Annotated in this window: 26 protein-coding genes; 7 read left to right on the top strand and 19 right to left on the bottom strand. The window is 64.5% G+C overall.

What is annotated here, in order from left to right; genetic code table 11:
• Positions 1-3: 3 nt before the first annotated feature.
• Positions 4-2,553, top strand: a complete 2,550-nt coding sequence (gene infB, locus ACFOMH_RS05830) for a translation initiation factor IF-2 (protein WP_377743217.1) — start codon at positions 4-6, stop codon at positions 2,551-2,553.
• A gap of 166 nt (positions 2,554-2,719) precedes the next feature.
• Here infB and ACFOMH_RS05825 read toward each other — a convergent pair whose 3' ends face one another.
• The 4 genes from ACFOMH_RS05825 to ACFOMH_RS05810 all read right to left on the bottom strand — a co-directional run bounded on the left by ACFOMH_RS05825 (position 2,720) and on the right by ACFOMH_RS05810 (position 5,594).
• Positions 2,720-2,851 carry a hypothetical protein gene (locus ACFOMH_RS05825; protein WP_374423606.1) on the bottom strand — a complete coding sequence of 44 codons (132 nt, stop codon included), beginning with the start codon at positions 2,849-2,851 and terminating at the stop codon, positions 2,720-2,722.
• A 119-nt stretch (positions 2,852-2,970) separates the two neighbouring features.
• Complete coding sequence (mutT, locus tag ACFOMH_RS05820; protein WP_374423608.1) at positions 2,971-3,369, bottom strand: 8-oxo-dGTP diphosphatase MutT; 399 nt, start codon at positions 3,367-3,369, stop codon at positions 2,971-2,973.
• On the bottom strand, positions 3,366-4,751 hold the full coding sequence (argJ, locus tag ACFOMH_RS05815; protein ID WP_377743214.1) for a bifunctional glutamate N-acetyltransferase/amino-acid acetyltransferase ArgJ: 1,386 nt from the start codon (positions 4,749-4,751) through the stop codon (positions 3,366-3,368). The genes mutT and argJ overlap by 4 nt, the downstream gene beginning before the upstream one ends.
• 3 nt (positions 4,752-4,754) lie before the next feature.
• A complete protein-coding gene (locus ACFOMH_RS05810; RefSeq protein ID WP_377743213.1) occupies positions 4,755-5,594 on the bottom strand; it encodes a peptidylprolyl isomerase in 840 nt (279 codons plus the stop codon).
• A 208-nt stretch (positions 5,595-5,802) separates the two neighbouring features.
• On the opposite strand from ACFOMH_RS05810, the gene secA reads away from it, so the two are divergent.
• Positions 5,803-8,508: a preprotein translocase subunit SecA gene (gene secA, locus ACFOMH_RS05805; protein ID WP_377743211.1), complete on the top strand. Its 2,706-nt coding sequence runs from the start codon at positions 5,803-5,805 to the stop codon at positions 8,506-8,508.
• A gap of 156 nt (positions 8,509-8,664) precedes the next feature.
• On the opposite strand, the gene ACFOMH_RS05800 is transcribed toward secA, so the two are convergent.
• Together ACFOMH_RS05800 and ACFOMH_RS05795 are read right to left on the bottom strand one after the other, a co-directional pair.
• On the bottom strand, positions 8,665-9,381 hold the full coding sequence (locus tag ACFOMH_RS05800; protein WP_374423615.1) for a response regulator: 717 nt from the start codon (positions 9,379-9,381) through the stop codon (positions 8,665-8,667).
• Between the two features lie 2 nt (positions 9,382-9,383).
• Positions 9,384-9,902, bottom strand: a complete 519-nt coding sequence (locus tag ACFOMH_RS05795; protein ID WP_374423617.1) for a MarR family winged helix-turn-helix transcriptional regulator — start codon at positions 9,900-9,902, stop codon at positions 9,384-9,386.
• 148 nt (positions 9,903-10,050) lie between these two features.
• Between ACFOMH_RS05795 and ACFOMH_RS05790 the strand changes: the two genes are divergently transcribed.
• Both ACFOMH_RS05790 and ACFOMH_RS05785 read left to right on the top strand, forming a co-directional pair.
• A complete protein-coding gene (locus ACFOMH_RS05790) occupies positions 10,051-10,920 on the top strand; it encodes a branched-chain amino acid aminotransferase (protein ID WP_377743208.1) in 870 nt (289 codons plus the stop codon).
• A complete protein-coding gene (locus ACFOMH_RS05785; protein ID WP_377743207.1) occupies positions 10,917-11,315 on the top strand; it encodes a VOC family protein in 399 nt (132 codons plus the stop codon). Before ACFOMH_RS05790 ends, ACFOMH_RS05785 begins: the two co-directional genes overlap by 4 nt.
• On the opposite strand, the gene ACFOMH_RS05780 is transcribed toward ACFOMH_RS05785, so the two are convergent.
• Positions 11,312-11,689 carry a winged helix-turn-helix transcriptional regulator gene (locus ACFOMH_RS05780; RefSeq protein WP_377743206.1) on the bottom strand — a complete coding sequence of 126 codons (378 nt, stop codon included), beginning with the start codon at positions 11,687-11,689 and terminating at the stop codon, positions 11,312-11,314. The genes ACFOMH_RS05785 and ACFOMH_RS05780 overlap by 4 nt on opposite strands.
• A 92-nt stretch (positions 11,690-11,781) precedes the next feature.
• Here ACFOMH_RS05780 and ACFOMH_RS05775 point away from each other — a divergent pair, with 92 nt between their 5' ends.
• Positions 11,782-12,636: an NmrA family NAD(P)-binding protein gene (locus tag ACFOMH_RS05775; protein ID WP_377743204.1), complete on the top strand. Its 855-nt coding sequence runs from the start codon at positions 11,782-11,784 to the stop codon at positions 12,634-12,636.
• A 33-nt stretch (positions 12,637-12,669) separates the two neighbouring features.
• Here the strand turns inward: ACFOMH_RS05775 and ACFOMH_RS05770 are convergent, their stop codons facing one another.
• The 8 genes from ACFOMH_RS05770 to ACFOMH_RS05735 all read right to left on the bottom strand — a co-directional run bounded on the left by ACFOMH_RS05770 (position 12,670) and on the right by ACFOMH_RS05735 (position 17,748).
• Positions 12,670-12,858 (bottom strand): hypothetical protein, encoded by a 189-nt coding sequence (locus ACFOMH_RS05770; RefSeq protein ID WP_374423627.1) that lies wholly within the window; start codon positions 12,856-12,858, stop codon positions 12,670-12,672.
• A 74-nt stretch (positions 12,859-12,932) separates the two neighbouring features.
• A complete protein-coding gene (locus tag ACFOMH_RS05765; protein ID WP_374423629.1) occupies positions 12,933-13,397 on the bottom strand; it encodes a PTS sugar transporter subunit IIA in 465 nt (154 codons plus the stop codon).
• Positions 13,398-13,476: 79 nt separating this feature from the next.
• Positions 13,477-14,052, bottom strand: coding sequence for a ribosome hibernation-promoting factor, HPF/YfiA family (gene hpf, locus ACFOMH_RS05760; RefSeq protein WP_374423631.1), 576 nt, complete (start codon positions 14,050-14,052; stop codon positions 13,477-13,479).
• A 169-nt stretch (positions 14,053-14,221) separates the two neighbouring features.
• Positions 14,222-15,016, bottom strand: coding sequence for an LPS export ABC transporter ATP-binding protein (gene lptB / locus ACFOMH_RS05755; RefSeq protein ID WP_374423632.1), 795 nt, complete (start codon positions 15,014-15,016; stop codon positions 14,222-14,224).
• Between the two features lie 29 nt (positions 15,017-15,045).
• The gene (gene lptA, locus ACFOMH_RS05750) at positions 15,046-15,537 is read right to left on the bottom strand and encodes a lipopolysaccharide transport periplasmic protein LptA (RefSeq protein ID WP_377743202.1); all 492 of its coding nucleotides are present in this window, start codon (positions 15,535-15,537) and stop codon (positions 15,046-15,048) included.
• A 57-nt stretch (positions 15,538-15,594) separates the two neighbouring features.
• Positions 15,595-16,173: a hypothetical protein gene (locus tag ACFOMH_RS05745; RefSeq protein ID WP_374423636.1), complete on the bottom strand. Its 579-nt coding sequence runs from the start codon at positions 16,171-16,173 to the stop codon at positions 15,595-15,597.
• Positions 16,174-16,176: 3 nt separating this feature from the next.
• Positions 16,177-17,124 carry a KpsF/GutQ family sugar-phosphate isomerase gene (locus tag ACFOMH_RS05740; protein WP_374423637.1) on the bottom strand — a complete coding sequence of 316 codons (948 nt, stop codon included), beginning with the start codon at positions 17,122-17,124 and terminating at the stop codon, positions 16,177-16,179.
• 9 nt (positions 17,125-17,133) lie between these two features.
• Positions 17,134-17,748 carry a ribonuclease D gene (locus ACFOMH_RS05735; RefSeq protein WP_374423639.1) on the bottom strand — a complete coding sequence of 205 codons (615 nt, stop codon included), beginning with the start codon at positions 17,746-17,748 and terminating at the stop codon, positions 17,134-17,136.
• A gap of 256 nt (positions 17,749-18,004) precedes the next feature.
• Between ACFOMH_RS05735 and ACFOMH_RS05730 the strand changes: the two genes are divergently transcribed.
• Entirely contained in the window at positions 18,005-20,029 is a 2,025-nt protein-coding gene (locus ACFOMH_RS05730; RefSeq protein WP_377743199.1) for a TonB-dependent receptor domain-containing protein, read from the top strand.
• 236 nt (positions 20,030-20,265) lie between these two features.
• Here the strand turns inward: ACFOMH_RS05730 and ACFOMH_RS05725 are convergent, their stop codons facing one another.
• Positions 20,266-21,177: a LysR family transcriptional regulator gene (locus ACFOMH_RS05725; RefSeq protein ID WP_374423643.1), complete on the bottom strand. Its 912-nt coding sequence runs from the start codon at positions 21,175-21,177 to the stop codon at positions 20,266-20,268.
• A gap of 118 nt (positions 21,178-21,295) precedes the next feature.
• Between ACFOMH_RS05725 and ACFOMH_RS05720 the strand changes: the two genes are divergently transcribed.
• Positions 21,296-22,237, top strand: coding sequence for a ring-cleaving dioxygenase (locus tag ACFOMH_RS05720; protein ID WP_377743197.1), 942 nt, complete (start codon positions 21,296-21,298; stop codon positions 22,235-22,237).
• Between the two features lie 84 nt (positions 22,238-22,321).
• Here the strand turns inward: ACFOMH_RS05720 and purU are convergent, their stop codons facing one another.
• The 3 genes from purU to ACFOMH_RS05705 form a co-directional block, all read right to left on the bottom strand.
• A complete protein-coding gene (purU, locus tag ACFOMH_RS05715) occupies positions 22,322-23,206 on the bottom strand; it encodes a formyltetrahydrofolate deformylase (RefSeq protein WP_374423647.1) in 885 nt (294 codons plus the stop codon).
• 101 nt (positions 23,207-23,307) lie between these two features.
• Positions 23,308-24,234 carry a bifunctional methylenetetrahydrofolate dehydrogenase/methenyltetrahydrofolate cyclohydrolase FolD gene (folD, locus tag ACFOMH_RS05710; RefSeq protein WP_377743195.1) on the bottom strand — a complete coding sequence of 309 codons (927 nt, stop codon included), beginning with the start codon at positions 24,232-24,234 and terminating at the stop codon, positions 23,308-23,310.
• A gap of 294 nt (positions 24,235-24,528) precedes the next feature.
• A complete protein-coding gene (locus ACFOMH_RS05705; protein WP_377743193.1) occupies positions 24,529-26,262 on the bottom strand; it encodes a peptidase M14 in 1,734 nt (577 codons plus the stop codon).
• Positions 26,263-26,287: the final 25 nt, after the last annotated feature.

Raw genomic sequence — 26,287 nt, 5'->3', positions numbered from 1 at the left:
CGGATGAGCGATACTGACGGAAAGAAACCCCTGGGTCTTGGCGGCGGCCGTTCGGGCCATGTGAAGCAAAGCTTCAGCCACGGCCGGACCCATAACGTGGTCGTCGAGACCAAGCGCAAGCGCGTGGTCGTGCCCGGCAAGCCTGCCGCTGGCGGCGGTGGCGCACGCGCGGGTTCGCCCTCGGCCGTGTCCGGCGACCCCTCGAAACGCCCGGCCGGCATCTCGGATGCCGAAATGGAGCGCCGCCTTGCCGCGCTGAAGGCCGCCAAGGCCCGCGAGGCCGAGGAAGCCGCGCAGCGCGAGGCCGAGGAAAAGGCCCGCGAGGAAGAACGCGAACGTCGCCGCCTTGAGCTGGAAGCCAAGGAGCGCGAGGACCGCGAACGCGAGGAAGCCCTGCGCCTCAAGGCCGAGGAAGACGAGCGTCGCGCCCGCGAGGCCGAGCTGCGTGAAAAGAAAAAGGCCGAGGTCCGCGCCAAGCCCGCGCCCGAGGCACGCCCCGCCGCGCCGGCCGACCGTGCCGCCGCCGAGGCCGCCGCCGCGCGCGCCGAGACCAAGGGCGTCAGCTCGACCGGGCCGCGCAAGACCGACCGCGACCGCGATGTCCGCGCCCCCGTGGCCGACGACCGCGACAGCCGTGGCAAGGGCCGCGACGACAACCGCCGCACCGGCAAGCTGTCGCTTTCGCAGGCGCTTGACGGCGAAGGCGGCCGCCAGCGCAGTCTGGCCGCGATGAAGCGCAAGCAGGAAAAAGCCCGGCAAAAGGCCATGGGCGGCAATCTGCGCGCCGAAAAGCAGGCGCGTGAGGTGCAGCTGCCCGAAACCATTCTGGTTTCGGAACTGGCCAACCGCATGGCCGAACGCACGCCCGATGTGATCAAATCGCTCATGAAAATGGGCATGATGGTGACCGCGAACCAGGCCATCGACGCCGATACCGCCGAACTGGTGATCGACGAATTCGGCCACAAGGCCGTGCGCGTGTCGGACGCCGATGTGGAACAGGTCATCGACCAGGTCGAGGACAAACCCGAGGATCTGCAATCGCGTCCGCCGGTCGTGACCATCATGGGCCATGTCGACCACGGCAAGACCTCGCTTCTGGATGCGATCCGCAAGGCGAATGTCGTCGCGGGCGAAGCCGGTGGCATCACCCAGCATATCGGCGCCTATCAGGTGAAAACCGAATCCGGCGCGCTCTTGACCTTCCTCGACACGCCCGGCCACGCCGCGTTCACGTCGATGCGGGCGCGCGGTGCGCAGGTGACGGATATCGTCGTGCTGGTCGTCGCCGCCGATGACGCGGTGATGCCCCAGACCATCGAGGCGATCAACCACGCCAAGGCCGCTAAGGTGCCGATGATCGTGGCGATCAACAAGATCGACAAGCCGGCCGCGAACCCGCAAAAGGTCCGCACCGACCTGTTGCAGCACGAGGTCGTCGTCGAGGCGATGTCGGGCGAGGTGCAGGATGTCGAGATCTCGGCCAAAACCGGCCAGGGTCTGGACGAGCTGCTGGAAGCCATCGCGCTGCAAGCCGAGATCCTTGAGCTGAAGGCAAATCCCGACCGCCCGGCACAGGGCGCGGTGATCGAGGCACAGCTTGACGTGGGTCGTGGCCCGGTCGCCACCGTTCTGGTCCAGAACGGCACCCTGCGCCGCGGCGACATCTTTGTCGTCGGCGAGCAATGGGGCAAGGTCCGCGCGCTGATCAACGATCAGGGCGAGCGCGTCGAAGAGGCCGGTCCCTCGGTCCCGGTCGAGGTGCTGGGCCTCAACGGCACGCCCGAGGCCGGCGACGTTCTGAACGTCGTCGAAACCGAGGCGCAGGCCCGCGAGATCGCCGATTACCGCATTCAGGCGGCCAAGGACAAACGCGCCGCCGCCGGTGCCGCGATCACGCTGGACCAGATGCTGGCCAAGGCGAAAGCCGATGAAAGCGTCGCCGAACTGCCCGTGCTGGTCAAAGCCGACGTGCAGGGTTCGGCCGAGGCGATCGTTCAGGCGCTGGAAAAGATCGGCAATGACGAGGTGCGCGTCCGCGTGCTGCATTACGGCGTCGGCGCGATCACCGAATCCGATATCGGTCTGGCCGAGGCTTCGGGCGCGCCGGTCATCGGCTTTAACGTCCGCGCCAATGCGCCCGCCCGCAACAGCGCCAACCAGAAAGGGGTCGAGATCCGCTATTACTCGATCATCTACGATCTGGTGGATGACATCAAAGCGGCGGCCTCGGGCCTGTTGTCGGCCGAAGTGCGCGAAAACTTCATCGGCTATGCCGAGATCCGCGAAGTGTTCCGCGTCACCGGCGTCGGCAATGTCGCCGGTTGTCTGGTCACCGAGGGCGTCGCCCGCCGTTCGGCCGGCGTCCGCCTGTTGCGCGACAACGTGGTGATCCACGAAGGCACGCTGAAGACGCTCAAGCGCTTCAAGGACGAGGTCAAGGAAGTGCAGTCCGGTCAGGAATGCGGCATGGCCTTTGAAAACTATGACGACATCCGCAAGGGCGACGTCATCGAGATCTTTGAACGCGAGGAAGTGCAGCGCCAGCTGTGATCGCCTTGCAGGAATGAAGAAAAGGGCGGGCCATGGTGCCCGCCCTTTTTCATGGGCCGGCGTTTGTCTTTATCGACGACCGCAATCGCGCCGGGAAAGATGCGCAAAAAAGAACAGGGCCCCGCAATGGGGCCCCGTCATTCTTTTCGGCACAGATTTCCGTGCGTCAGGCAAAGACGACAGGTTTGCCTTCGTAAGTCTGCGAACCGACGCGAACGATAATGTTCCCATTGGCCTGCTGACGTTCGAAAACACCCTGGACTGAAATACAGCTACCGATCGTAATGGTGCGAATCATGTCCGGCTTTCCTCTTCTACAGAGTTTCAGAATTGCCATAAAAACGTGAATTGTTAACTAACAATTGTCACTTTCCGGTCAGAAAACAGATCCGCAGAACAACTCCAAGGGTAAAGCCGCTACAACCAGTCGCGTAAAATTGGAATAAGTGGGATATCCGCAGGCGGCATCGGATAAGCGCTTAGTTCTGTTGCACGAACCCATGCCAGATTCTGCCCCTCGCGCGGGTGGGGGATCCCCTGCCAGCGGCGACAGGCGAAAAGCGGCATCAAAAGATGAAAATCGTCATAGCCGTGACTCGCGAATGTCAGCGGCGCAAGACAGGATTGCCAGGTTTCGATGCCCAGTTCCTCGTGCAATTCACGGATCAGCGCGGCCTCGGGGGTTTCGCCCGCCTCGACCTTGCCGCCCGGAAATTCCCATAGCCCGGCGAGGGATTTCCCCTCGGGCCGCTGTGCCAAAAGCACGCGGCCGTCCCTGTCGATCAGGGCGACGGCCGCGACAAGTATGATCTTCATGAGCGGTAATCGGCGTTGATGTCGATATAACGATGGGTCAGATCGCAGGTCCAAACCGTGCGCTTGCCGTTGCCCAGACCAAGATCGACGCCAATGACCAGCTCGTCGCGTTTCATATAGGCGCTGGCCTTTTCTTCGTCATAGCTGGGCGCGCGCCACCCGTTTTCGGCCAGAACCATATCGCCGAAACGGATGGTCAGCAGGTCGCGATCGGCCTTGGCGCCGGATTTCCCGACGGCGGCGACGACGCGGCCCCAATTGGCGTCCTCGCCGGCGATGGCGGTCTTGACCAGCGGCGAATTGGCGATGGCCATGGCGACGCGATGGGCATCGGCGGTATTGGCCGCGCCGGTCACCTGAACCTCGACGAATTTGGTCGCGCCCTCGCCATCCCTGACCACCTGCTGGGCCAGATCGCGCATGACATGGCTCAGCGCCTTGCCAAAGGCCCGCGCCGGGGCCGAACGCAGATCGCTGATCGGCGCCGCCTTCGACCGCCCGGTCGCCGCAAGGATCAGCGCGTCCGAGGTCGAGGTGTCGCTGTCCACGGTGATGGCGTTAAAGGTCTCATCCACCCGCGCCGACAGCATGCGCTGCAACAGCGCCGGCGCGATCTTGGCGTCGGTAAAGATATAGACCAGCATGGTCGCCATATCGGGCGCGATCATGCCCGAACCCTTGGCGATGCCGGTGATGTTGATGGTGCCGCCGTCGCCCTGAAAGCTGGCGCAGGCGCCCTTGGCAAAGGTATCGGTGGTCATGATCGCCCGCGCCGCACCCGCCGCACCCGCCGGATCCAGCTTGCCCGCCAGATCGCCGATGATGGCGGTGATGCGCCCGGCCGGCAGCGGCTCGCCGATCACCCCGGTCGAGGATGAAAACACCCGCTCGCGCGGCAGGCCAAGCGCCCGGGCGACGCCGCCCGTGACGCTGTCCACGGCCTCTTGCCCGCCCTTGCCGGTGAATGCGTTGGCATTGCCGGAATTGACGATGATCGCCGCCCCGGCGGCGGTATCGGGCTTGCCGGCAAGCTTGGCCTGACAGTCCAGAACACAGGCCGCCCGGGTGGACGACCGCGTGAACGCCCCGGCAATGGCGGTCCCGGGCGCAAGCCGCACCAACATCACATCGGTGCGGCCCTGATATTTGATCCCCGCCGCGCCCGCGGCGAATTCCGCGCCCTCGATCACCGGCAGGGCGGGAAAGCCCGCCGGCGCAAGCGGCGAAATGGCGTTCTTCGGCTTGACGCTGGCCGGAACCACGGCCTCGGCACCCGACGCCGCATCCCTGACCGAAGCTTTCAGCTTTTTAAGCTTTTTCTTCAGCACCTTCAGCTTTTCCGCATCGGAAAGCCTGGCCTTCTTGTCAGCCGATTTGGCCATGGATCATTCCCCCAGAATATCGGTTTGGTTCAGCAGGCCGGGATCCAGCCCCTCGGTCTTTTCGACCTTGGATTCGGATACGCGCTTTTCGATGGCCGACTGAACGCGGTCGCGGCGGACCTGAACCGCCAGCTGCGGCTTGATCTCGTCAAAGCTGGGCGGCGTCACCTCGCGCGAGTCGATCAGCTTGATCACATGCCAGCCGAACTGGGTCTCGACCGGGGCTGAAACCTTGCCCTTTTCCAGCGCCTTGACCGCCTCGGCAAAGGGGGCGACCATCTGCTCGGGCTGGAACCAGCCCAGATCGCCCTTGTTCGGGCCGGAATTGTCGGTCGATTTCTCGGCGGCCAGCTCGCCGAAATCGGCGCCTTCGGCCAGCTGTTTCTCGATCGCCTCGGCCTCTTCCTTGGTTTTCACCAGAATATGGGCGGCATTGTATTCGATCTTGGCATCCGCGCCGCCAAAGGCCTGATCATAGGCGGCTTTCAGCTCGGCCTCGGACGGTTCGGCGGCGGCGGTCTTTTCCAGGACCGATCCGGCCAGATAGGCGCGGCGCTCGATTTCCAGCGCGGCGGCGTCGCGCGTGCTCAGCGGATCGCCCGCCGTCTGGGCCACGGCCGTCTGGCGGATCATCTGATCCAGCATCAGATCCCACAGCGCCGCATCGGGCATGCCCTGCGTCGCATCCGGCCCCAACCCCTGCCGCATGGCGATCATCTGGCCCAGCGTGATCACCTCGCCGTTGACGGTGGCGACGGTGGTGCCGGCGTCCTGCGCCATGACGGGCAGCGCGGAAATACAGCCGGCGATCAGGGTCGTTGTGGCAAGAAACGGTTTCAGCATGAGATTCCCCTTTGTGGGACGGCGCATCCACGATCAGGTGAACGGGCGCAAGCGTTGACAGTAGGGCAACCGAAGCATACATCCGGCGCAACCGAAAATGCGCGCCCGTCGCCGTTTTTCCGGCCCAAGTGATAGGGCAAGGCGAGCGGTGGCGGCAAGTGGGCGGAACGTCCCGCGCACCCCCAGATACGCGATTTTGAAGGCTCACATGCTCGGCATCGGAACTTTGGCGAAAAAGGTCTTTGGCACGCCCAATGACCGCAAGGTAAAATCGGTCCGCCCCCTGGTGGCCCAAATCAACGCGCTGGAGGACAGGTTCCGCGCCATGTCTGACGCCGATCTGATCGGCAAGACCCGCGAATTGCAGGGCCGCGCGCAATCGGGCGAGGATCTGGACAAGCTTCTGCCCGAGGCCTTCGCCAATTGCCGCGAGGGGGCACGCCGCGCGCTTGGCCTGCGCGCCTTTGACACCCAGCTGATGGGCGGCATCTTCCTGCATCAGGGCAATATCGCCGAAATGAAGACCGGCGAGGGCAAGACGCTGGTCGCGACCTTCCCCGCCTATCTGAACGCGCTGGCCGGCAAGGGCGTGCATGTCGTCACCGTCAACGACTATCTGGCCAAGCGGGACGCCGAGTGGATGGGCAAGGTCTTTGCCGCATTGGGCATGACCACCGGCGTCGTCTATCCGTTCCAGGAGGACGCCGAAAAGCGCGCCGCCTACAAGGCCGACGTGACCTATGCCACGAATAACGAGCTGGGCTTTGATTACCTTCGCGACAATATGAAGGGCTCGATCGAGCAAATGACCCAGCGCGGTCATTTCTTCGCCATCGTCGACGAGGTGGACAGCATTCTGATCGACGAGGCGCGGACGCCCCTGATCATCTCGGGCCCGTCGCAGGACCGCAGCGAGCTTTATCGCACGCTGGACGCCTTCATGCCGGAACTGACGCCGGAACATTACAAGCTGGACGAAAAGGCCCGCAACGCCACCTTTACCGAGGAAGGCAACGAGTTTCTGGAAAAGCGCCTGCAAGCGGCCGGCGTCCTGCCCGAGGGCCAGACCCTTTACGACCCGGAATCGACCACCATCGTCCACCACGCCAACCAGGCGATGCGCGCCCACAAGCTGTTCAACCGCGACCAGCAATATATCGTGCGCGATGACGAAATCGTGCTGATCGACGAATTCACCGGCCGCATGATGAAGGGCCGCCGCCTCTCGGACGGGTTGCATCAGGCCATCGAGGCCAAGGAAGGCGTCTCGATCCAGCCCGAGAACGTGACGCTGGCATCCGTCACCTTCCAGAACTATTTCCGCCTTTACGGCAAGCTGGCCGGCATGACCGGCACCGCCGCCACCGAGGCCGAGGAATTCGCCGAAATCTACAAGCTGGGCGTGGTCGAGGTGCCGACGAACCGCCCTGTGCAGCGCGTCGACGAACATGACCGCGTCTATCGCACCGCGCAGGAAAAATATCAGGCCGTGGTCGAGGCGATCAAGGAAGCCCATGACAAGGGACAGCCGATTCTGGTCGGCACCACCTCGATCGAGAAATCCGAGATGCTGTCCCAGATCCTGACGCAATCGGGCATCCCCCATAACGTCCTGAACGCCCGCCAGCACGAGGCCGAGGCCCAGATCGTCGCCGATGCCGGCAAGCCCGGCGCCGTGACCATCGCCACCAACATGGCCGGCCGCGGCACCGACATCCAGCTGGGCGGCAATGTCGAAATGAAGGTGATGGAGGCGCTGGCCGCCGATCCCGAGGCCCATCCCGACGAATTACGCGCCCGTATCGAGGCCGAGCATGCCGCCGAAAAGCAAACGGTGCTGGATTCGGGCGGCTTGTTCGTTCTGGCCACCGAACGCCACGAATCGCGGCGCATCGACAACCAGCTGCGCGGCCGTTCCGGCCGTCAGGGCGATCCCGGCCGCTCGCTCTTCTTCCTGTCGCTGGAAGACGACCTGATGCGCATCTTCGGCTCGGAGCGGCTGGACAAGGTGCTGTCGACGCTGGGCATGAAGGAAGGCGAGGCGATCGTTCACCCCTGGGTCAACAAGTCCCTTGAACGCGCCCAGGCCAAGGTCGAGGGGCGCAACTTCGACATCCGCAAGCAATTGCTGAAATTCGACGATGTGATGAACGACCAGCGCAAGGCGATCTTCAGCCAGCGTCTGGAAATCATGCATACCGACGAGGTCGAGGAAGTCGCCGCCGATATGCGCGGTCAGGTGATCGACGATCTTGTCGACACCCATATGCCGCCCCGCGCCTATGCCGAGCAATGGAATGTCGAGGGGCTGCACGCGTCGATCATCGACCGGCTGAACATGGATCTGCCGATCGCCGAATGGGCGGCCGAGGACGGCGTCGACCAGGAGGTGGTGCGCGAACGCATCCAACAGGCCACCGACGCCTATATGGCGCAAAAGACCGAACAGTTCGGCGCCGAAAACATGCGCCAGATCGAAAAGCAGGTGCTGTTGCAACAGATCGACGGCAAATGGCGCGAACATCTGGTGACGCTGGAACATCTGCGTTCGGTCGTGGGCTTCCGCGGCTATGCGCAGCGCGATCCGCTCTCCGAATACAAGACCGAGGCCTTCCAGCTGTTCGAAACCATGCTGGACGGGCTGCGCTTTGACGTGACCCAGCAACTGGCCCGCATCCGGCCGCTGACCGATGCCGAACGCGAACAGATGATGCGCGACTACCAGCAGCAGCAGGAAGCGACCGAAGCCCAGATGCATCCCGAGCACGAAGAGGCCGAGGGCGGCGAGGTCTCGGGCCGCGTCGCGGGTTTTGACGAAGCCGACCCCACCACCTGGGGCAATCCGTCGCGCAACGACCCCTGCCCCTGCGGTTCGGGCAAGAAGTTCAAGCACTGCCACGGTGCGCTGACCTGATCGGGATGGGGCCCACGGGCCCCTTTCTCATGCGCCGGGCTGGCGGCACCGCCGCAATGGATATTTGAGTAAAGAAGAAAAGGGCGAGCGTTTCTTCTTCATATAAATATCCATTCGCTTGCGGGCAGCCGGGCGGCGCGTTGCCCGTCTCGCGCGTCAGTCGGGAACGAGCATATATCCGGTGCCGCGCACGGTTTGCAGATAGCGCGGCTCTTTCGGGTCGCGCTCGATCTTGCGGCGCAGGCGGGTGATCTGAACGTCGATGGCGCGTTCGGAATTTTCGCTGACCTCTTCGGCCGGGCTACGGCCCAGATCCTCGATCAGCTCTTGACGCGAGACGGGCTCGCGCGGCGTATCGGCCAGACGGCGCAACAGCGCCTGTTCGGTTCCGGTCAGCCGCATCGGCACGTCGCCTTGCCACAGCTCGCCCTTGTCGGCGTCATAGCGCAGATGGCCCAGCGTCAGGAACTTTGGCCCCTTGGCCTCGGCCGCGGGCACCCGGCGCAGGATCGCCGCGATGCGCAAAAGCAGTTCGCGCGGCTCGAACGGTTTGGGCAGATAGTCATCGGCGCCGCTTTCGAATCCTTCGATCCGGTCGCCGGTCTCGCCCCGCGCGGTCAGCAACAGGATCGGCGTCGCCATGCGCTTGCGCAGATCCCGGGTCAGGGTAAAGCCGTCCTCGCCGGGCATCATCACGTCGAGAACGATCAGATCGAAATCCAACCCCCCGAGCAGCCGCCGGGCATGCGCGGCGTCACGCGCCGTGGTGACCAGAAAATCGTTGCGCATCAGAAAGCGCCGCAGCAGGCCACGGATGCGTTCGTCGTCATCGACAACAAGAATATGGGCGCTTGGCTGGGAATCGCTGGCCATGGTCACGTCGCGTCGGGCAGATCTTTCAGGGCACGATACTGGCGCAACGTGTCGCGGTCCATCATCGCCTCAAGCACCTGGCGGAACCCGGCGACCGCCTGGGGGCCGGCGGCGCGATAGGCCGCGCGCATGCGGGCGCGTTGGGTTTCCGACAGGCGGCGTTCAAGGCCGGCGCCCTTTTCGGTCAGGAAAAGCTGGCGTTCGCGGCGATCACGGCGGCCGACGCGGCTTTCAACCAGCCCGTCCTCGATCAGGGTGCGCAGCACCCGGTTCAGCGACTGCTTGGTGACGCCCAGCACATCCAGCAGCGCCGTCACCGTCAACCCCGGCTCGCGATGGATGAAATGGATCGCGCGGTGATGGGCGCGGCCGTAATCCAGATCGGCCAGGATCAGGTCCGGGTCGGCGGTAAAGGCACGATAGGCGAAGAACATCGCCTCGATCCCGCGCCGCAGCTGATCGTCGGTCAGAAACAGCAGGTTTTCACCCCCTGCCGCCGCCACTCCTGCCTTGTCCTGCATGCCACCCCCTTACTGCATGGCTCTTATTACGTCAGAGTTGTTGACTTTCCAACCATGAATGGATAGCCGTGGCCACAAGTTGCGCAATTTTCTGTTCCGAATGGGGATGGGGGCGCAACTATCCGAAATGAAGCGGCCGGAGGGAAAAATGGCAGGCGCATATGACGATCGGGACGGCAAGATCTGGATGGACGGCAAGCTTGTGGATTGGCGCGATGCCAATGTGCATATCCTGACCCATGCCCTGCATTACGCCAGCTCGGTTTTCGAGGGCGAGCGCTGCTATAGCGGCAAGATCTTCAAGGGCCATGAGCATTCGCTGCGGCTGATCGAATCGGCCCGCCTGCTGGACATGGTCTCCCCCTATACCGCCGAGGAAATCGACCGCGCCAAGGAAGAGGTCCTGAACGCCAACGGCTTCAAGGATGCCTATGTCCGTGCCGTCATGTGGCGCGGCTCGGGCGAGGATATGGGCGTTTCGGCGCGCCGCAATCCGGTGCGCATGGCCGTCGCCGCCTGGGAATGGGGCAGCTATTACGGCGATGCGAAATGGCAGGGCGCGAAACTGGACATCGCCAAATGGAAACGCCCCAGCCCGGAAACCATCCCGACCGCCGCCAAGGCCGCCGGTCTTTACATGATCTGCACCATGTCCAAGCACGCCGCCGAGGCCAAGGGCTGCTCGGACGCGCTGTTCATGGACTGGGAGGGTTACGTCGCCGAAGCCACCGGCGCGAATATCTTCTTCGTCAAGGATGGCGAGATTCACACCCCGCTGGCCGACCGCTTCCTGAACGGCATCACCCGCCAGACCGTCATCCAGATGCTGAAGGACAAGGGCCTGACCGTGCATGAACGCCGGATCAAGCCCGAGGAAATGGCCGATTTCAGCGAATGCTGGCTGACCGGCACCGCCGCCGAGGTCACCCCCGTGGGCCAGATCGGCGATTACATGTTCCAAGTCGGCAACGTCACCCGCGAGGTTGCCGCCGATTACGAAAAGCTGGTCCGCGCTTGAGCCATCGCCTTGCGCATATCGCGTTGATCGTGCACGATTATGACGAGGCGATCCGCTTTTACGTCGACGTCCTGGGCTTTCGGCTGATCGAGGATATCTATCAGCCGGAACAGGACAAGCGCTGGGTGCTGGTGCAACCTTCGGGGGGCGGCGTTTCGGTGCTGTTGGCACGGGCCACGACCGATATTCAACGCACGGCCATCGGCAACCAGACCGGCGGCCGCGTATTTCTATTTCTGGACACCGATGATCTTGCCGCCGATCTGATCCGCTTGCGCGCGCAGGGGGTGCGGATCGTCCGCGAGGCCAAGACCGCCGAGTATGGCACCGTCGCGGTCTTTGCCGATCTTTACGGCAATCTTTGGGATCTGATTCAGCGACCGGCGGCGGGCTAAGCCATTGCGCCGCCTTCCGATTCGCGGTCGCAGTGCTTTGCCGCCAGCCTTTCGGTGCCCCAGACCTCCATCGCTTCGATGATCGGGGCCAGCGTCTGGCCGCTCGGGGTCAGGCTGTATTCGACATGCGGCGGCACGGTTTCAAAGACCTTGCGGGCGACGACGCCATCCTGTTCCAACCCGCGCAATTGCAGGGTCAGCATGCGCTGGGTGATGCCAGGGATCAGCCGGCGCAGCGCGTTGAAGCGCCGCGGCCCGTCCTTAAGCTGAAACAGGATCAGCGGCACCCATTTGCCGCCGATCACCTGCAAGGTGGCCGCAACGGGGCATTGGTCAAGATCCATGGGCGGCGTATCGACGCGGTTCTGATCCATCGGCCTTTCCGGGCAGTATAAAAATTGTGCGTACTTATGCAAAAGGATGCACAGACATATCTTATCCCTATCATGAATCGGAGGATAGGAACATGACCATCACGATAATGGGGGCAAGCGGGCGGGTCGGTGGCACCGTTCTGGAAACCGTCGCACAGGCGGGGCGCCAGGTGCGGGCGCTGTGCCGCAACCCGCCGGCGGATGCCGCGCGGGACGGGGTGGAATGGCGGGCGGTCGATGCGCTGGACAGCGCCGCATTGACCGCTGCATTCGCCGGCAGCACCGCGGTCTTTGTGATGAACCCGGTCGCGCCGGATGCCGAGAATGTCGATGAACAGGCTGGGCAGCTGTCGGCTTCGGTCGCGGGGGCATTGCGGGCGGCGGAAGTGCCCTATGCGGTCGCACTGTCGTCGCAGGGGGCGCATCTGCCGATTGGGACCGGCATCGTGGGCACGCTGCACGGCTTTGAAACCGCCCTGCGCAGCGCCATGATCAAGATGGCGATCTTGCGCCCGGCCTATTTCATGGAAAGCTGGGTGCCGATGGCGATGATTGCGGCCGAAAGCGGACAGATGCCTGCCCTGCTGGCGCCGCTGGATCGGGCCGTAGAGACGGTTTCCGCGCGCGATGTCGGCGCGGCGGCGGGACGGCTGCTGCTGTCGCCGCAGCCCGGCATTTATGAAATCACCGGGCCACAGCGCTATAGCGAAAGCGACGCCGCCGGCATTCTAAGCCGCCATCTGGGCCGCCAGATCACGGCCAAGCCGCTGCCCGGCGAAGACGTCGCCGAATTTCATCGCCAAGCTGGCTTTGGCGCGTCGTTTTCAGCCGGCATCGCGGCCATGTATGCGGCGCTGAACGGGGACGGCATTCCCTTTGCCGGGCAGGGCACGCAGCGGCTGCGGGGCGAACGCCGGCTTGAAACCGTGCTGACAGACGCGACCTGAGCGGGCGATTAAATGGGCGCGGCAAAGGGCCGATCAGGTCCGCAGGCCGCGATCGATCCGCAGAAATTCCACGGTCTTGCGGCCATCACCGTCGCGCATCTGCGGGCGGTGCCGCAATGCCTCGATGGCGGGATGCGTGCCCGCTTCGCGTTCGTGACGGGTGAATTCGCGCAGCCGCGTCTGGTCCTGGCTGCGTGGCTGGTCGCTGATATGCTTGCCCATCCTGACACCTCTTCGGAAACGATGAGGTCTCAATATAGGACCGAATCGGTCCGATTCAAACCGGCAAGCCGCCCTCAGGCCGCCTTGATGCCCGGCGCGGCGGACAGGATCGCGTGCAGGATGACCGGATCCTCATTGGCGCGCAGCTTTACGCGCAGATCCTGATCGCGCAGCGTGCGCGACACCAGCGCCAGCGCCTTGAGATGGTCGACCCCGGCATTCTTGGGCGCCAGCAGGGCAAAGATCAGGTCCACCGGCTGGCGATCCACGGCGTCGAAATCCAGCGGCTTTTCCAGCCGCAGGAACAGGCCGACGACACGATCCAGCCCATGCAGGCGGGCATGGGGCAGCGCGACACCATGGCCGACTCCGGTCGGCCCCAGCGATTCGCGCTCTTGCAGGGCATCCAGCGTCTGCACGGCCTCGACGCCATAAATGGCGCGCGCCTGTTCGGCGATTTCCTGAAACAGCCGCTTTTTGCTGGTGATCTGGCTCATCGTCCGCACCGCGGCCGGAGAGAGTATATCGCTGATTTGCATTTCGCCCGAAATTACCCTTATCCCGGTCGCGGGCCACGCGGCCGGGATTCTTGTTGCAGCCAACTGCTCAGAGCGCAGCTTAGCCCAGATTGCGGGGGTCGATCCAGCCCACGTTGCCATCGTCGCGACGATGAACCACGTTGACACCCCCATGTTTCTCGTTGCGGAAGACAAGCAGCGGGCTGCCGGCCAGTTCCATCTGCATCACCGCCTCGCCCACGGACAGGGTGGGCACGCGGGTTTCCATCTCGGCGATGATCATGGGTTGCAGGCCGTTTTCCTGCGTTTCCCATTCGTCCTCGTCAGCGGCAAGGACATACATCCCCGCCTGCTCGAAGGCAACCGGCTCGGAGCGGTCCTTGTGGTGATCTTTCAACCGGCGCTTGTAACGGCGCAGCTGCTTGTCCATGCGTTCCTTGCATTGTTCAAATGCGGCATAGATTTCGGTCGAGGCGCCTTTGGCCTGCACGTTCAGCCCGGTGGAAAGATGCACCACGGCATCGCAGATGAATTCATGCGCGTTGCGGGAAAAGATGACCGTCGCATCCGTCGGACGCTGGGAATACTTGTCAACCGTCTCGCCCAATTCCGTCTTTACATGCGTCGAGAGAGCCTCGCCGATGTCGATCTGTTTTCCGCTGATCTGGTAGCGCATGTCGATCCGTCCTTTCGTTTGCCCGGCGGCGACAGACCCAGCCGGGGCGCGCCGAGGGCTTTTTCAGACAGGGCGCCGTTGCCCTGTCATAACCTCATTTGGTGACAGCAGGGCGGTCGTGTCAACCGGCGCGCGCGGGTCGCGGCTGCGCCCCGGCACATGCGGGCAATCACCCCATGCGGAAGGTTTCGCCAAGATAGACGCGGCGCACCTGCGGATCGGCGACGATTTCGGCGGTGGTGCCGGATTTCAGCACATTTCCGTCATGCAGGATATAGGCGCGGTCGACGATCTCGAGCGTTTCGCGGACGTTGTGATCGGTGATCAGCACGCCGATTCCGCGCCGCTTCAGATCGTGGACAAGGCTGCGAATCTCGCCCACGGCGATGGGATCGACGCCGGCGAAAGGTTCGTCCAAAAGCAGATAGGACGGGTTCGACGCCAGACAGCGCGCGATCTCGACCCGGCGGCGTTCGCCGCCCGAAAGCGCCATCGCCGAGGCATTGCGCAGATGCCCGATCGAGAAATCGCCCAGCAATTCCTCAAGCCGCTCGCGCTGGTGATGGGGGTCGCGGCAGACCAGTTCCAGCACCGACATGATGTTCTGTTCCACGGTCAGCGACCGAAAGATCGACATTTCCTGCGGCAGATAGCCGATGCCCATGCGGGCGCGCCGATACATGGGCAGCGCCGTCGCATCCTCGCCGTCGATCATCACCTGACCGGCATCGGGAGCGACCAGCCCGGCGATACAGTAAAAACAGGTGGTCTTGCCCGAGCCGTTCGGCCCCAGAAGCGCGACCACCTCGCCCCGGTCCAGCCGCATCGCCACATCGCGGATGACCGGCCGGTTGCGATAGGATTTGCGCAGGCCCGAAACCCACAATCCCCGCGCCGGATCGGGGGCGGTGTCGGCCTGTCCGCCCGGACCGGGCACCGGCCCCAGATTCAGGACCGCATCCATTGCGCGTTCAGACCCGGTCTGCGCCGTCATCATTGACCCCCGGGCTGCAGGACGCTGCGAACGCGGCCGCTGGCATTGGCGGTGCCGGTGGCAAGGTCCACGGTCACCTTTTCGCCCGCCAGCACATTCCCGCCCTGGGTCAAGAGCACATTGCCGGTCAGAACGACATCACCCGATTCGACATCATAGGTTGCTGCGCGCGCCTCGGCCGCGTCGGGGCCGCTGACCATGGTCACATTGCCCTCGGCCAGAAGGGCGCTGATGCGCTGTTGGCCGCCGACGGCATAGGTCACGGTCACGCTGTCGGCCGAAAGCCGCATCGCGCCCTGCCCGACCAGCACCTTGCCCGAAAAGGTGGCCTTGCCGGTCTTTTGATCGACCGAAAGCTGATCGGCGGTCACCTCGACCGGCAGCTTGACGTCCTGTGCGCTGCCAAACCCCGTCGTCGCCTGCGCAAAGGCCGTGCCCGCGGACAGGGCAAGCGACAGGATCACGGGGGTAAGCGCTCCCAGCCGGGTCATCGGGACGTTCCTTTCTGGTGTGTCATGCCCGTGTCGCGCGGCCTGCGCCAAACCGGGTCATGGCTGGTATATCAAACGGACTCCGCCGCTCAAATCAAGAACATGATCGCCGGTTCCGTCACCCAGGGGTCGTAATTCCATCTGGCCGGCGGTCAGATCGCCGAACGGGGCCAGCACATTCACCTCGTGGTCGGCATTGACGGTGCCCGCCACGCGCGATGCGTGAAATTCCGGCGCGGTCACGATCCAGCCATCCGCCGTGGTCATTCTGGCCCCGTCCTGCAACAGGATGGCGTCGCCCTCCAGCGCGGCAGTGCCGGCGCTGACATCGGCGGCGCGGCCGTCCTTGGCGCGGATGGTCATGCGCACGGTGCGGGCGCTGCCCTGGCCGGGGCCGTCGCCCGGTGCGGCCTCGGTGCTGTCGATGCTGACGCGGGCGCCGTCATCGGTCACCCCCGCATAGCGCGGCGAAGTCACGGCCTGGCGTTCGGCCAGATCGCGCGGATCGACATCGGCATAGGGGATCGCCGCCTCGGGATCGGGCTTGCGCGCCAACAGAAACAGCACCGACAACAAGGCCAGCGCCGCCAGCGGCAGGATGACGCGCAGCCAGTGAACGATGCGCGACCGCAGCATGGCCTAGACCAACCCCGCCCGCAGGAAATCGTGGATATGCACAAGGCCCAGCGGCGTGCCGTCATCGCCGACCACGAACAGGCTGGTGATGCGGCGCGACTGCATTTCGGCAACGGCGGTTTCGGCCAGCGCGTCGGGGCCGATGGTGCGCGGATTGCGGGTCATGACCTCGGCCGCGCTGTGATCCAGAAGGCCCTGCATGTGACGCCGCAAGTCGCCATCGGTGATGATGCCCGACAGCCGCCCCGCCGCATCGGTCACCCCGGTCACGCCAAAGCTTTTCTGGCTGATCGTCAGCAGGGCGTCGGCCATCGGCGCGTCCTCGGTCACAAGGGGGATGTCCTGATGCATCAGGTCGGCCACGCGCGACAGCTTGGCCCCCAGCTTGCCGCCGGGATGAAAGGTGCGGAAATGTTCGGGGGTGAACTTGCGATGTTCCATCAAGGCGATGGCCAGCGCATCCCCCAGCGCCATGGTCATCGTGGTCGAGGTGGTCGGCACGATCCCCTCGCCACAGGCCTCGGGCGCGGCGGGAAGCACCAGCGCCGCGTCCGCCTGGCGCAAAAGCGTGGATTGCGGCCGGCTCGCCACCCCGATCAGCGGGATCTGAAAGCGGCGGGTATGGGCGATCATGTCGGCCAGTTCGGGCGTTTCGCCGGAATTGGACAGCATCAGCACGACATCGGCCCGCGTCACCATGCCCAGATCGCCATGGCTGGCCTCGGCGGGGTGGACGAATTGCGCCGGCGTCCCGGTCGAGGCCAGCGTGGCCGCGATCTTGCGCCCGACATGGCCCGATTTGCCCATGCCCGACACGATGACCCGGCCCTGCGCGGCAAGGATCATGCCGATGGCCCGGTCGAAGCTGTCGCCCAGCCCGTCGGCCAGTTGCCGCAACCCCTCGATCTCGGTCAGCATGACCCGCCGGGCCGTGTCCAGATAAACGCTCATGCCGGCAATCTAATGATGAAAGATGTCTTTTTCATCCCCCCAGCCCAGCAGGTCCAGATGCGACCGGGCGGGAAGGAAATCGAAACAGGCCTGCGCCAGACCCAGGCGCCCCTCGCGTTCCAGCCGCTTTTCCAGCTCGGCCTTGAGCTGGTGCAGATAAAGCACGTCGGATGCCGCATATTCCAGCTGGGCGTCGCTCAGATCCGGCGCGCCCCAGTCGCTGGTCTGCTGCTGCTTGGAAATATCGACGCCGACAAGCTCTGAAAGCAGGTATTTCAGCCCGTGCCGGTCGGTATAGGTGCGCACCATCTTGGACGCGATTTTGGTGCACCAGACCGGCTTGGTCACGACGCCAAAGGTCGCCTCAAGCATGGCGATGTCGAAGCGGCCGAAATGGAACAGCTTTTGCACCTTGGGATCGGCCAGCATCCGCGTCAGGTTCGGCGCCTTGCGCTGACCGCGCGCGATCTGAACCAGATGCGCCGAGCCATCGCCCGACGACATCTGCACCAGACAAAGCCGGTCACGGCGCGGATCCAGACCCATGGTTTCGGTGTCGATCGCCACGACCGGACCAAGGTCCAGACCATCGGGCAGGTCGTTCTGGTAAAGATGGATGCTCATCGGTTATCGAAAACTTTCACGGCTGCAATCGTTTGGGGGCGGTTTAGCGCCATTCCCCCCGCCTCGCCAGCCCGAAGGCCGCGCCCGTGGCCTCGACGCCCGGCGACAGCAGCCCATGGCCCGGCATGACGCATCTTTGCCACAACCCCGACTCTTTTTGTCATTATTGCCTTCATATTTCCGACTATTTTTGTTTATTGCCCGCAGAGCCAGCCCCAAAGCCCGCCAGATCGATAACCGAATCAAGGCTTTGACAATGAGACTGTGCCGCATTCTTCCACTGGCCAGCGTATCGACGCTGGCCCTGGCCACCGCGCTTTACGCGCAGGACACCACACAAACCGGGGAAGGCGCGGCCGATGTCGTGGTGCTGAACCCGATCACCCTTGTCGCCGACGGTCAGGAAAACGTCGAGGCCACCGGCGGCGTCAGCGTCACCCAAGAGGACATCGAGGCGATGCAGCCCGCCGATGTCTCGGAACTCTTTGCCCGCGATTCGGCGATTGCCGTGTCGGGCGGCGCGGGGCCGTCCAAGCGCATACACGTCTTTGGCCTTGAACAATCGAACCTTGCCGTGACCGTCGACGGCGTGCCGCAGGGGCCGACCAGCTGGCACCATACCGGATCGAACGTGATCGATCCCGCCTTCCTGAAATCGGTCGAGGTCGAGGCCGGCGCCGCCGCCGCCGATGCGGGCTTTGGCGCCGCCGCGGGCGCCGTGCGCTATGAAACCGTGGGCGCGCGCGACATGCTGACCGATGGCCGCACCCAGGGCGGCCGGGTCGGGCTGTCCTATGGATCGAACGGGCGCGGCGTCTCGGCCAGCCTGGCCGGCTATGGCATCTATGGCGGCTTTGACTGGTTCGCGATGGTCCATGGCACCGATGGCAAGAACTATGAAAACGGCGACGGTTACGAAATCGTCGGGACCGAGCCGGGCGCGTCCGGCGCGCTGGTCAAGCTGGGCTATGAGGCCGAGGGGCACCGCATCGAGCTTGCCATCGACCACACCCGCGACGATGCCGACCGCACCGTCAAGATGAACATGGACCTTAATGCGGATAAAGAAGTCTTTCCGATGAAGGTCACCCGCGATTCGGTCAGCCTGAAATACACCACGACCTCGCCGACCGAAGTCTGGGATCCCGAGGCGACGATCTATGTCACCAACAACAAATACGACCGCCCGAACTATCTGGAAGGCGGCACCAATGGCGACATGAAGCTCAAGAACCGCACCATCGGCGGCAAGATGCAGAACGTCTTCACGCTGGACAAAGGCAATGTGACCGCCGGCGTCGACTGGGCCTATAACGACTATGACGTCGACAATTACGGCGATACCGACACCCGCTATTGGACCATGGAAACGATGCAGATCGGCGCCTATGTCCAGGGCCGTTTCGAATTCGACAACGGGATCGATCTGTCGACCGGCGCGCGCGTGGACCATTATCGCTTTACCGATTTCAACGGCGGCCGCCATTCCGACACGGGCGCCAGCCTGAACGGCACGCTGTCTTACGAATTCGCCGAAGGTTTTGAGGTATTCGCCGGCGCCTCGCGGACCTGGCTGGGCTACAAGTTCGGCGAATACGCCCTGTTGCATGCGCGCAGCTCGGATCTTTATGTCGATGACAATTACCGCACCTCAAGCGCGCGCAACATCAAGCTGGGCCTGAACGCCAATCAGGACAACTGGACCGGGAACCTGACCTTTTTCGACACCCGGCTCAAGAATATGGGCGAATTCGTCTTTCCCGACGAAGGCGCCCCCTATCTGGGCAATGTCGAGGAATACCGCAGCAAGGGCTTTACCCTGCAAGGCACCTATAGCTGGGGCTCGGGTCGCATCGGCGGCAGCTTTACCAAGGCGGACGTGACCCAGGACGGCGACGATGTGCTGCCGGGCGGCGGCACGGCGGTTCCGATCGGCACGATGGCGACGCTGTTCGTCGATCAGGAAATCGCGAAATACAACCTCAAGTTCGGCGGCTCGGTCGAATGGGCCGACAAGCTGTCCAGCGACGCCATGACGGATGCCGGCTTCTATGACCACAGCTCTTATACGGTGGTGAACCTTTACGGCGAATGGCGGCCCGAAAACTATGAAAACGTCGTCGTCCATCTGAACGTCGATAACCTGTTCGATCGCACCTATTACGAACGTTCCAGCTATGTGGAACGCGACATCTACCGGGGCGGCTCGCTGGTCCGCGATATCGATCCGCTTTATGCGCCGGGCCGCACCGTCACGCTGGGCGTCAAGATGGAATTCTGATCCATCCCGCCAAAAGATAAATGAAAGGGGCGGCCATCGCGGCCGCCCCTTTTTTGCTGTGCTTTGCAAGGCGGTGGATGCGTCATGCGGGACGGCGTGATCGTTGATCACGAAGCGGCGCTTCCCGCATCGACACCGTTTCCCGTGATGGCCGGGACATCAAACCGCGCACGGGCTGCGAAGGCCGCGAAACGGCCCGTCACAATTTCAGAAAAACCTCGTTCAACAGCCCCAGCTTACTGCCAGGGCGCGCCGCCGGAAAACGCCACCGCCAGATGGTCGATCAGCACCCGCAGCTTGGCCGGCACCGGCGCGACCGGCGGCCAGACGGCCATGACCGGCAATGTGCGGGTCTCGACCTCGGGCAGCACCTCGGCGAGGTGCCCCTCGCGCAGCGCCGGGGCGGCGATGAAACTGGGCAGCATCGCCAGCCCCAGCCCCGCCACCGCCATGTCGCGCATCGCCTCGCCATTGTTCAGCATCAAGCGCCCCGCCACCTGTGGCGAGATCATGCGCCCGCCCTGCCGGAACTGCCACAACGCGCTATCCGACAGGTGGCTATAGCTGATGACCTGATGATCGCGCAGATCGGACAGCTTTTCGGGCGTGCCGTGACGCGCCAGATAGGCGGGGCTCGCCACCACGATCTGGCGCGCCTCGCAGAGCTTGCGCGCCTTGAGCGCGCCGTCCCGCGCATCGCCGATGCGGATGCCCAGATCGAACCCCTCGCGCGACAGATCGCGCGCGCGGTCGTCGTAATCGATGCGCATCTCTAGCCCCGGATGGGCGGCGGCGAAACGGGCCAGAACCGGCGACAGATACATGGTCCCGAAACTCATCGGCGCGGCAATAGCCAGCGTGCCGCGCAAAGGCGTGGCCCCGTCCATGCCCCAGGCCACGCTTTCGGTGGCCGCGACCAGTTCCCCCAGCGCGGGACGCAGCCGTTCGGCCAGACGCAACCCCGCCTCGGTCGGCGTGATGCGCCCGGCATTGCGCCGAAACAGCGCCGCCCCCACCGTCGCCTCGAAATCCGAAATGCGTTTGCTGATCACGGACTTGGACAGGTTCAGCCGGGCCGCCGCCGAGGTGACGGTGCCCAGCTCCATCACCGTCAGAAAGGTCTCGATATCGTCAAGGGAATAGCGCATGCCGAAAGCATAGCAGCGCCGCGACCGTTCGCAATCGCCGAACACCGGCTTCGGATCCCGGGCGCTGGCGCGATCCCCCATCGCCGCCGATATTGGGTGCAACGAAAGGAGGCCGCAGATGAACCTCACCGGCATTCACCACCTGACCGCCATCACCGCCGACGCCCCGGCGAACAACCGCTTTTACACCGAGACGCTGGGCCTGCGACGCGTCAAGAAAACGGTGAACCAGGACGATACCTCGGCCTATCACCTGTTCTTCGCCGATGGCGCCGGCAGCGCCGGCACCGACCTGACCTTTTTCGACTGGCCGGTGGCGCGCGAACGCCGCGGCACCCATTCGATCAACCGCACCGGGCTGCGCGTCGATGAGGCCAGCCTTGACTATTGGGCGGCACGGCTGCGCGATGCCGGGCTGAACGTCGGCGATATCGGCACCACCGACATCCGCGCCAGCCTCGATTTCGAGGACCCCGAGGGTCAGCGTTTCCGCCTGACCGCCGACCAGCCCGGCACCGCGCATCCCTGGGATCGCAGCCCGGTTCCGGCCGGTCACCAGATCCGCGGCCTTGGCCCGATCACCATCTCGGTCCCCGAACTCGCCCCGACCGAGGCGGTGCTGACCCGGGTGATGAACATGGAACGCCTGCGCGACTATGCCAGCCCCGATGGCGCGGGTCAGGTGCATGTCTTCCAGATGGACAAGGGCGGTCCCTCGGCGGAACTGCATGTCGCGGTCCAGCCCGACCTGCCCGTGGCGCGCCAAGGGGCCGGCGCCGTCCATCACGTCGCCTTCCGCACCCCGGATGTGGCGGCGATCCACCAATGGGCCGCGCGCCTGAACGAATTCCGCATCCCCTCCTCGGGCGAGGTCGAGCGGTATTATTTCCGCTCGCTCTACTTCCGCGAGCCGGGCGGCAACCTCTTCGAGATCGCGACCGACGGTCCCGGTTTCGCCGTGGACGAACCGTTCGAGACCATGGGCGAGGCGCTGTCCCTGCCGCCCTTCCTCGAATCCCGCCGCGCGCAGATCGAGGCCGGGTTGAAACCGCTGGACTGAACCCAGGGATCCAGCCCGAAAAACAAAAGGCCGCCGGGCGATCCGGCGGCCTTTTTCGCATCGTCCCGTCCCGGATGGCGCGGATTACCCCATGCGCTCGCTGGCATAGGATCCGGGACTCGCCGGAAAGACCACGGTCTTGTTGCCGTTCAAAAACACCCGGTTGTGGATATGGGCGTGCACCGCGCGCGCCAGCACCTGGCTTTCCACGTCGCGCCCCAGCGAGACGTAATCCTCGGGGGATTGGGCATGGGTGACGCGGATCGTGTCCTGCTCGATGATCGGGCCCTCATCCAGATCGGCGGTGACATAATGGCTGGTCGCCCCGATCAGCTTCACCCCCCGCTCATAGGCCTGTTTATAGGGGTTGGCGCCCTTGAAACTGGGCAGGAAGGAATGGTGGATATTGATGATCCGCCCCGACATCCTGCGGCACAGCTCATCCGACAGCACCTGCATGTAACGCGCCAGAACCACCAGCTCGGCACCCGAATCCTCGACCACCTGCATCAGCTGCGCCTCGGCCTGGGGCTTGTTCTCCTTGGTCACCCGGATAAAGTGGAAGGGGATGTCGTGGTTCACGACAACCTTCTGATAATCCATGTGATTGCTGATCACCGCCACGATATCGATCGGAAGCGCGCCTATCCGCCAGCGATACAAAAGATCGTTCAGACAATGCCCGAAACGGCTGACCATGATGACGACCTTGACCTTGGCGGCATCGTCGTGAAACGCGTAATCCATGCCAAAGGGCGCGGCATGCGCCGCCATGCCTTCGCGCAGTTCGTCAAGCCCCACCCCCTCTTCGGACAGAAAGCTGACGCGCATGAAAAAGCGCCCGGTCTCGACATCGTCGAATTGCGTGCTGTCGGTGATGTTGCACCCCTTCTCGGCCAGAAACCCCGCCACCGCCGCCACGATGCCGCGGGTCGAAGGACAGGTCACGGTCAGCGTATATTTCCTCATCAGGCTCTCCACTGTCGGCCGGGGCCAACCCCCTGCGTCTTTCATGTTCAAATATCCTCCGGGGGTCCGGGGGCGGAAAGCCCCCCGGTCCGGCGGTTCCGTCAGACGGTCAACCCCTCCGGCTCGGCCAGACCATTCGCCCGGCAGCACGCGGTCAGCGTATTGGCCAAAAGACAGGCGATGGTCATCGGCCCGACCCCGCCCGGAACCGGGGTGATCGCACCGGCGACCCCGACGGCGCTGTCGAAATCCACATCCCCCACCAGCCGGGTCCGGTCGCCCTCGGCAATGCGGTTGATGCCCACATCGATCACCGTCGCGCCCGGCTTGATCCAATCGCCCCGGATCATGCGCGGCCGTCCCACCGCCGCGACCAGAATATCGGCGCCACGACAAACCGCCGCCAGATCGCGCGTGCGCGAATGCGCCACCGTCACCGTGCAGCTTTCGCGCAGCAAAAGCTGCGCCATCGGCTTGCCGACGATATTGCTGCGCCCGATCACGACCGCGTTCAGCCCCGAAAGATCGCCCAGCCGGTCGCGCAACAGCATCAGACAGCCCAGCGGCGTACAGGGCACCATGGCCTTTTGTCCGGTCCCCAACAGCCCCACATTCAGCACATGAAATCCGTCCACATCCTTGGCCGGATCGATGGCATTGATGACGGCATCGGCATCCATATGCCGGGGCAAGGGCAGCTGTACCAGAATGCCGTGCACCGCCGGATCCGCGTTCAGCCGCGCGATCAGCGCCATCAGCTCGTCCTGCGATGCGGTCTCGGACAGCTTGTGTTCAAATGACTGCATCCCCGCCTCGCGGGTCTGGATGCCCTTGTTGCGGACATAGACCTCGGATGCCGGATCGGTCCCGACCAGCACCACCGCAAGCCCAGGGATGATGCCGTGATCGGATTTCAGCCGCGCCACATGCCGCGCCACATCCGCGCGCACACCGGCCGCGAATGCCTTGCCGTCGATGATCCCGGCCCGCGATCCCGCATCCACTTTCGCACCCGTCTGACTGTCCATGCGCCCTTACTCCTTCGCTTTCCGCGCCCCGGCTCGCGGATGGAACCGCGCATCGCCCGGGCTCGCGGATAGCGCAGGCGCCGGCACCACATGCCCGACCACGCGGCCGACATGACGGTCCCGGGAACGCCTCTATCCCCGTTCCGGCATTTTTCCAACCGATCGCTGTCATCGCGATGGCGATTTACGACAGGAGCTGAACCGTTTACGACCCCGCCCGCCCGATCTGCGTCAGCCCGACAGGCGGTTTGCGACAGCCAGCCGCCAACAGGGCCACGGCACCCCGGGCGGCGGCTAGCCCACGTTCCAATCCAGCACCTCGAGGGCCTGAAACGCCTCATAGGCGGCGATCACGGCGGCGGTCTGGGCGTCATGGGCGGCGATCAGCGCCGCGCCCGAAAGCGTCTCGTCGGGATATTCGGTGATCAGCGTCAGCGGCATGGGCGCGCGGCAATCCTCGGTCAGGTGACAGGCAAAGCCGCCGATGATCTCGCCCGGGGCCACGGCATGGCGCGCCGCCATCGCCATCTGCATGGCGTTGAATTCCACCAGCGCCGGTTGCTGTTCCAGACGCGCGGCAATCCCCTCGGCCAACCGCCGCGCGGTGGCGGCCCAACCCGGATGATGGCGCAGGATCAACAGAAAGCCGCGCGGCAGCGTCCAATCCGCAAAGCCGCGCGGCAGATAACCGGTCAGCGGCCGCAGCCATTCATGCGCCGGATAGCCATGCAGGTTGATATGCAGCTGCGCGCCCGACAGCTCATAGGCCAGGTCGCGCATCCCACGCTCGGCCAGCGGCGGCGCTTCGCGATATTCCAGATCGTCGCCCAGCGCCGTATAGCGCGCCGCATGCAGCATGTGATGCGGACCGTGCTGCGCCAGACGCTGGCGCAGCGCATAGCCATCGGGATTTTCCAGCGGGCAAAGGGTGAAATGCGCCCGCGCCAGCTGGGCCAGTTCCTGTCCCGCCCGCAGGGCGCCGATAGGGCCGGACATCTCATTCGCATGCTGCCCGGCCGTGATCATCACGGGCCGGTCGCTGCCGCGCCTGTAACGCCCCTCGATCGGCCGCCCGATGACCGAGCGCCCGGCAAAGACCTCGCCGGGGATCCGCGCCAGTTCCTGCGCGATCTGATCGGCCGCAAGGGCCGAGACCGCGCCGCCCAGCGGCTGCGGGCCAGGCGCGGCGGGCGTCACCGGATCCCATGGCCTGAGCTCGATCCGCAGGCTGCATTCGCTGCCGACGCGGATCTCGGGCACGATCTGGCCAGGCCTCAGGCTGCGGTCGCCGGCCGGCAGGCCGAAACGCTGCTGGAAATGTTCCAGCATGCCGAAATACAGCTCTTCGTGCAGCGCCTCGCACAGGGACAGCACCTCGTTCCCCCAACCCAGCGCCTCGTCCGGGCTGGGCAGCGTGACGGCAATGTTCAGCTCTTCGAAACAGGGGACCGAGGGGAAATCCGCGCCCCGGATCGCGGCCATGGCATCGTGATAGATCGCCTCATAGCTGGTCGAAAGCCGCGCCCCCACCCCGTCGCAGATCATCCAGCCACAGGGCGACAGCTCACCCTGCTGGTTCGCATTGGGGGCCAGCACGCTCAGACGGCGCTCTTTGCCCCCCGCATAGATCAACCGCAGCCGATAGGCCGGCATCTCGGTGCTTTTGGGACCGGGGACCAGACGGAAATCGACATCGGGAAACATCCCGGTCAGCGGATAGGCCTCGCGCAGGAAACGCTCGGGATGGGCGGCGGGATGGCGGGGATAGACGATCTCGGCCCGCTCAAGGCTGATGGTGGGGATTTCCTCGCGAAAGGCACAGACCAGCGGCTTCAGCGCCGAGCGACAGGTGACGCGCGCACCCTGCGCCGCCAGACGCGATTCCGCCGCGCGCCGGCTTTGCGCGTCGTCAAAGCTCCAGATTTCGGCGGCCTGACACCCGAAACCATCGCTCAGCGCATCCAGCGTCGCGCGATAGGTCTTTTCAAAAATGAGGACGGCTAGCCTGCGATGGCCCTCCGGCCGCATTCCGATGTCCTGCATCAATCACCTG

Origin of the sequence: Paracoccus mangrovi (assembly GCF_042648425.1) — a bacterium.
Classification (GTDB): domain Bacteria; phylum Pseudomonadota; class Alphaproteobacteria; order Rhodobacterales; family Rhodobacteraceae; genus Paracoccus; species Paracoccus mangrovi.
This window is presented reverse-complemented; position numbering and strand designations above follow the sequence as displayed.

What these genes read in the sequence shown, in the direction of transcription:
- infB (WP_377743217.1), top strand. Translation starts at nt 4, where the DNA reads ATGAGCGATACTGACGGAAAGAAACCCCTGGGTCTTGGCGGCGGCCGT.
- ACFOMH_RS05825 (WP_374423606.1), bottom strand. Translation starts at nt 2,851, where the DNA reads ATGATTCGCACCATTACGATCGGTAGCTGTATTTCAGTCCAGGGTGTT.
- mutT (WP_374423608.1), bottom strand. Translation starts at nt 3,369, where the DNA reads ATGAAGATCATACTTGTCGCGGCCGTCGCCCTGATCGACAGGGACGGC.
- argJ (WP_377743214.1), bottom strand. Translation starts at nt 4,751, where the DNA reads ATGGCCAAATCGGCTGACAAGAAGGCCAGGCTTTCCGATGCGGAAAAG.
- ACFOMH_RS05810 (WP_377743213.1), bottom strand. Translation starts at nt 5,594, where the DNA reads ATGCTGAAACCGTTTCTTGCCACAACGACCCTGATCGCCGGCTGTATT.
- secA (WP_377743211.1), top strand. Translation starts at nt 5,803, where the DNA reads ATGCTCGGCATCGGAACTTTGGCGAAAAAGGTCTTTGGCACGCCCAAT.
- ACFOMH_RS05800 (WP_374423615.1), bottom strand. Translation starts at nt 9,381, where the DNA reads ATGGCCAGCGATTCCCAGCCAAGCGCCCATATTCTTGTTGTCGATGAC.
- ACFOMH_RS05795 (WP_374423617.1), bottom strand. Translation starts at nt 9,902, where the DNA reads ATGCAGGACAAGGCAGGAGTGGCGGCGGCAGGGGGTGAAAACCTGCTG.
- ACFOMH_RS05790 (WP_377743208.1), top strand. Translation starts at nt 10,051, where the DNA reads ATGGCAGGCGCATATGACGATCGGGACGGCAAGATCTGGATGGACGGC.
- ACFOMH_RS05780 (WP_377743206.1), bottom strand. Translation starts at nt 11,689, where the DNA reads ATGGATCAGAACCGCGTCGATACGCCGCCCATGGATCTTGACCAATGC.
- ACFOMH_RS05775 (WP_377743204.1), top strand. Translation starts at nt 11,782, where the DNA reads ATGACCATCACGATAATGGGGGCAAGCGGGCGGGTCGGTGGCACCGTT.
- ACFOMH_RS05770 (WP_374423627.1), bottom strand. Translation starts at nt 12,858, where the DNA reads ATGGGCAAGCATATCAGCGACCAGCCACGCAGCCAGGACCAGACGCGG.
- ACFOMH_RS05765 (WP_374423629.1), bottom strand. Translation starts at nt 13,397, where the DNA reads ATGCAAATCAGCGATATACTCTCTCCGGCCGCGGTGCGGACGATGAGC.
- hpf (WP_374423631.1), bottom strand. Translation starts at nt 14,052, where the DNA reads ATGCGCTACCAGATCAGCGGAAAACAGATCGACATCGGCGAGGCTCTC.
- lptB (WP_374423632.1), bottom strand. Translation starts at nt 15,016, where the DNA reads ATGGATGCGGTCCTGAATCTGGGGCCGGTGCCCGGTCCGGGCGGACAG.
- lptA (WP_377743202.1), bottom strand. Translation starts at nt 15,537, where the DNA reads ATGACCCGGCTGGGAGCGCTTACCCCCGTGATCCTGTCGCTTGCCCTG.
- ACFOMH_RS05745 (WP_374423636.1), bottom strand. Translation starts at nt 16,173, where the DNA reads ATGCTGCGGTCGCGCATCGTTCACTGGCTGCGCGTCATCCTGCCGCTG.
- ACFOMH_RS05740 (WP_374423637.1), bottom strand. Translation starts at nt 17,124, where the DNA reads ATGAGCGTTTATCTGGACACGGCCCGGCGGGTCATGCTGACCGAGATC.
- ACFOMH_RS05735 (WP_374423639.1), bottom strand. Translation starts at nt 17,748, where the DNA reads ATGAGCATCCATCTTTACCAGAACGACCTGCCCGATGGTCTGGACCTT.
- ACFOMH_RS05730 (WP_377743199.1), top strand. Translation starts at nt 18,005, where the DNA reads ATGAGACTGTGCCGCATTCTTCCACTGGCCAGCGTATCGACGCTGGCC.
- ACFOMH_RS05725 (WP_374423643.1), bottom strand. Translation starts at nt 21,177, where the DNA reads ATGCGCTATTCCCTTGACGATATCGAGACCTTTCTGACGGTGATGGAG.
- ACFOMH_RS05720 (WP_377743197.1), top strand. Translation starts at nt 21,296, where the DNA reads ATGAACCTCACCGGCATTCACCACCTGACCGCCATCACCGCCGACGCC.
- purU (WP_374423647.1), bottom strand. Translation starts at nt 23,206, where the DNA reads ATGAGGAAATATACGCTGACCGTGACCTGTCCTTCGACCCGCGGCATC.
- folD (WP_377743195.1), bottom strand. Translation starts at nt 24,234, where the DNA reads ATGGACAGTCAGACGGGTGCGAAAGTGGATGCGGGATCGCGGGCCGGG.
- ACFOMH_RS05705 (WP_377743193.1), bottom strand. Translation starts at nt 26,262, where the DNA reads ATGCGGCCGGAGGGCCATCGCAGGCTAGCCGTCCTCATTTTTGAAAAG.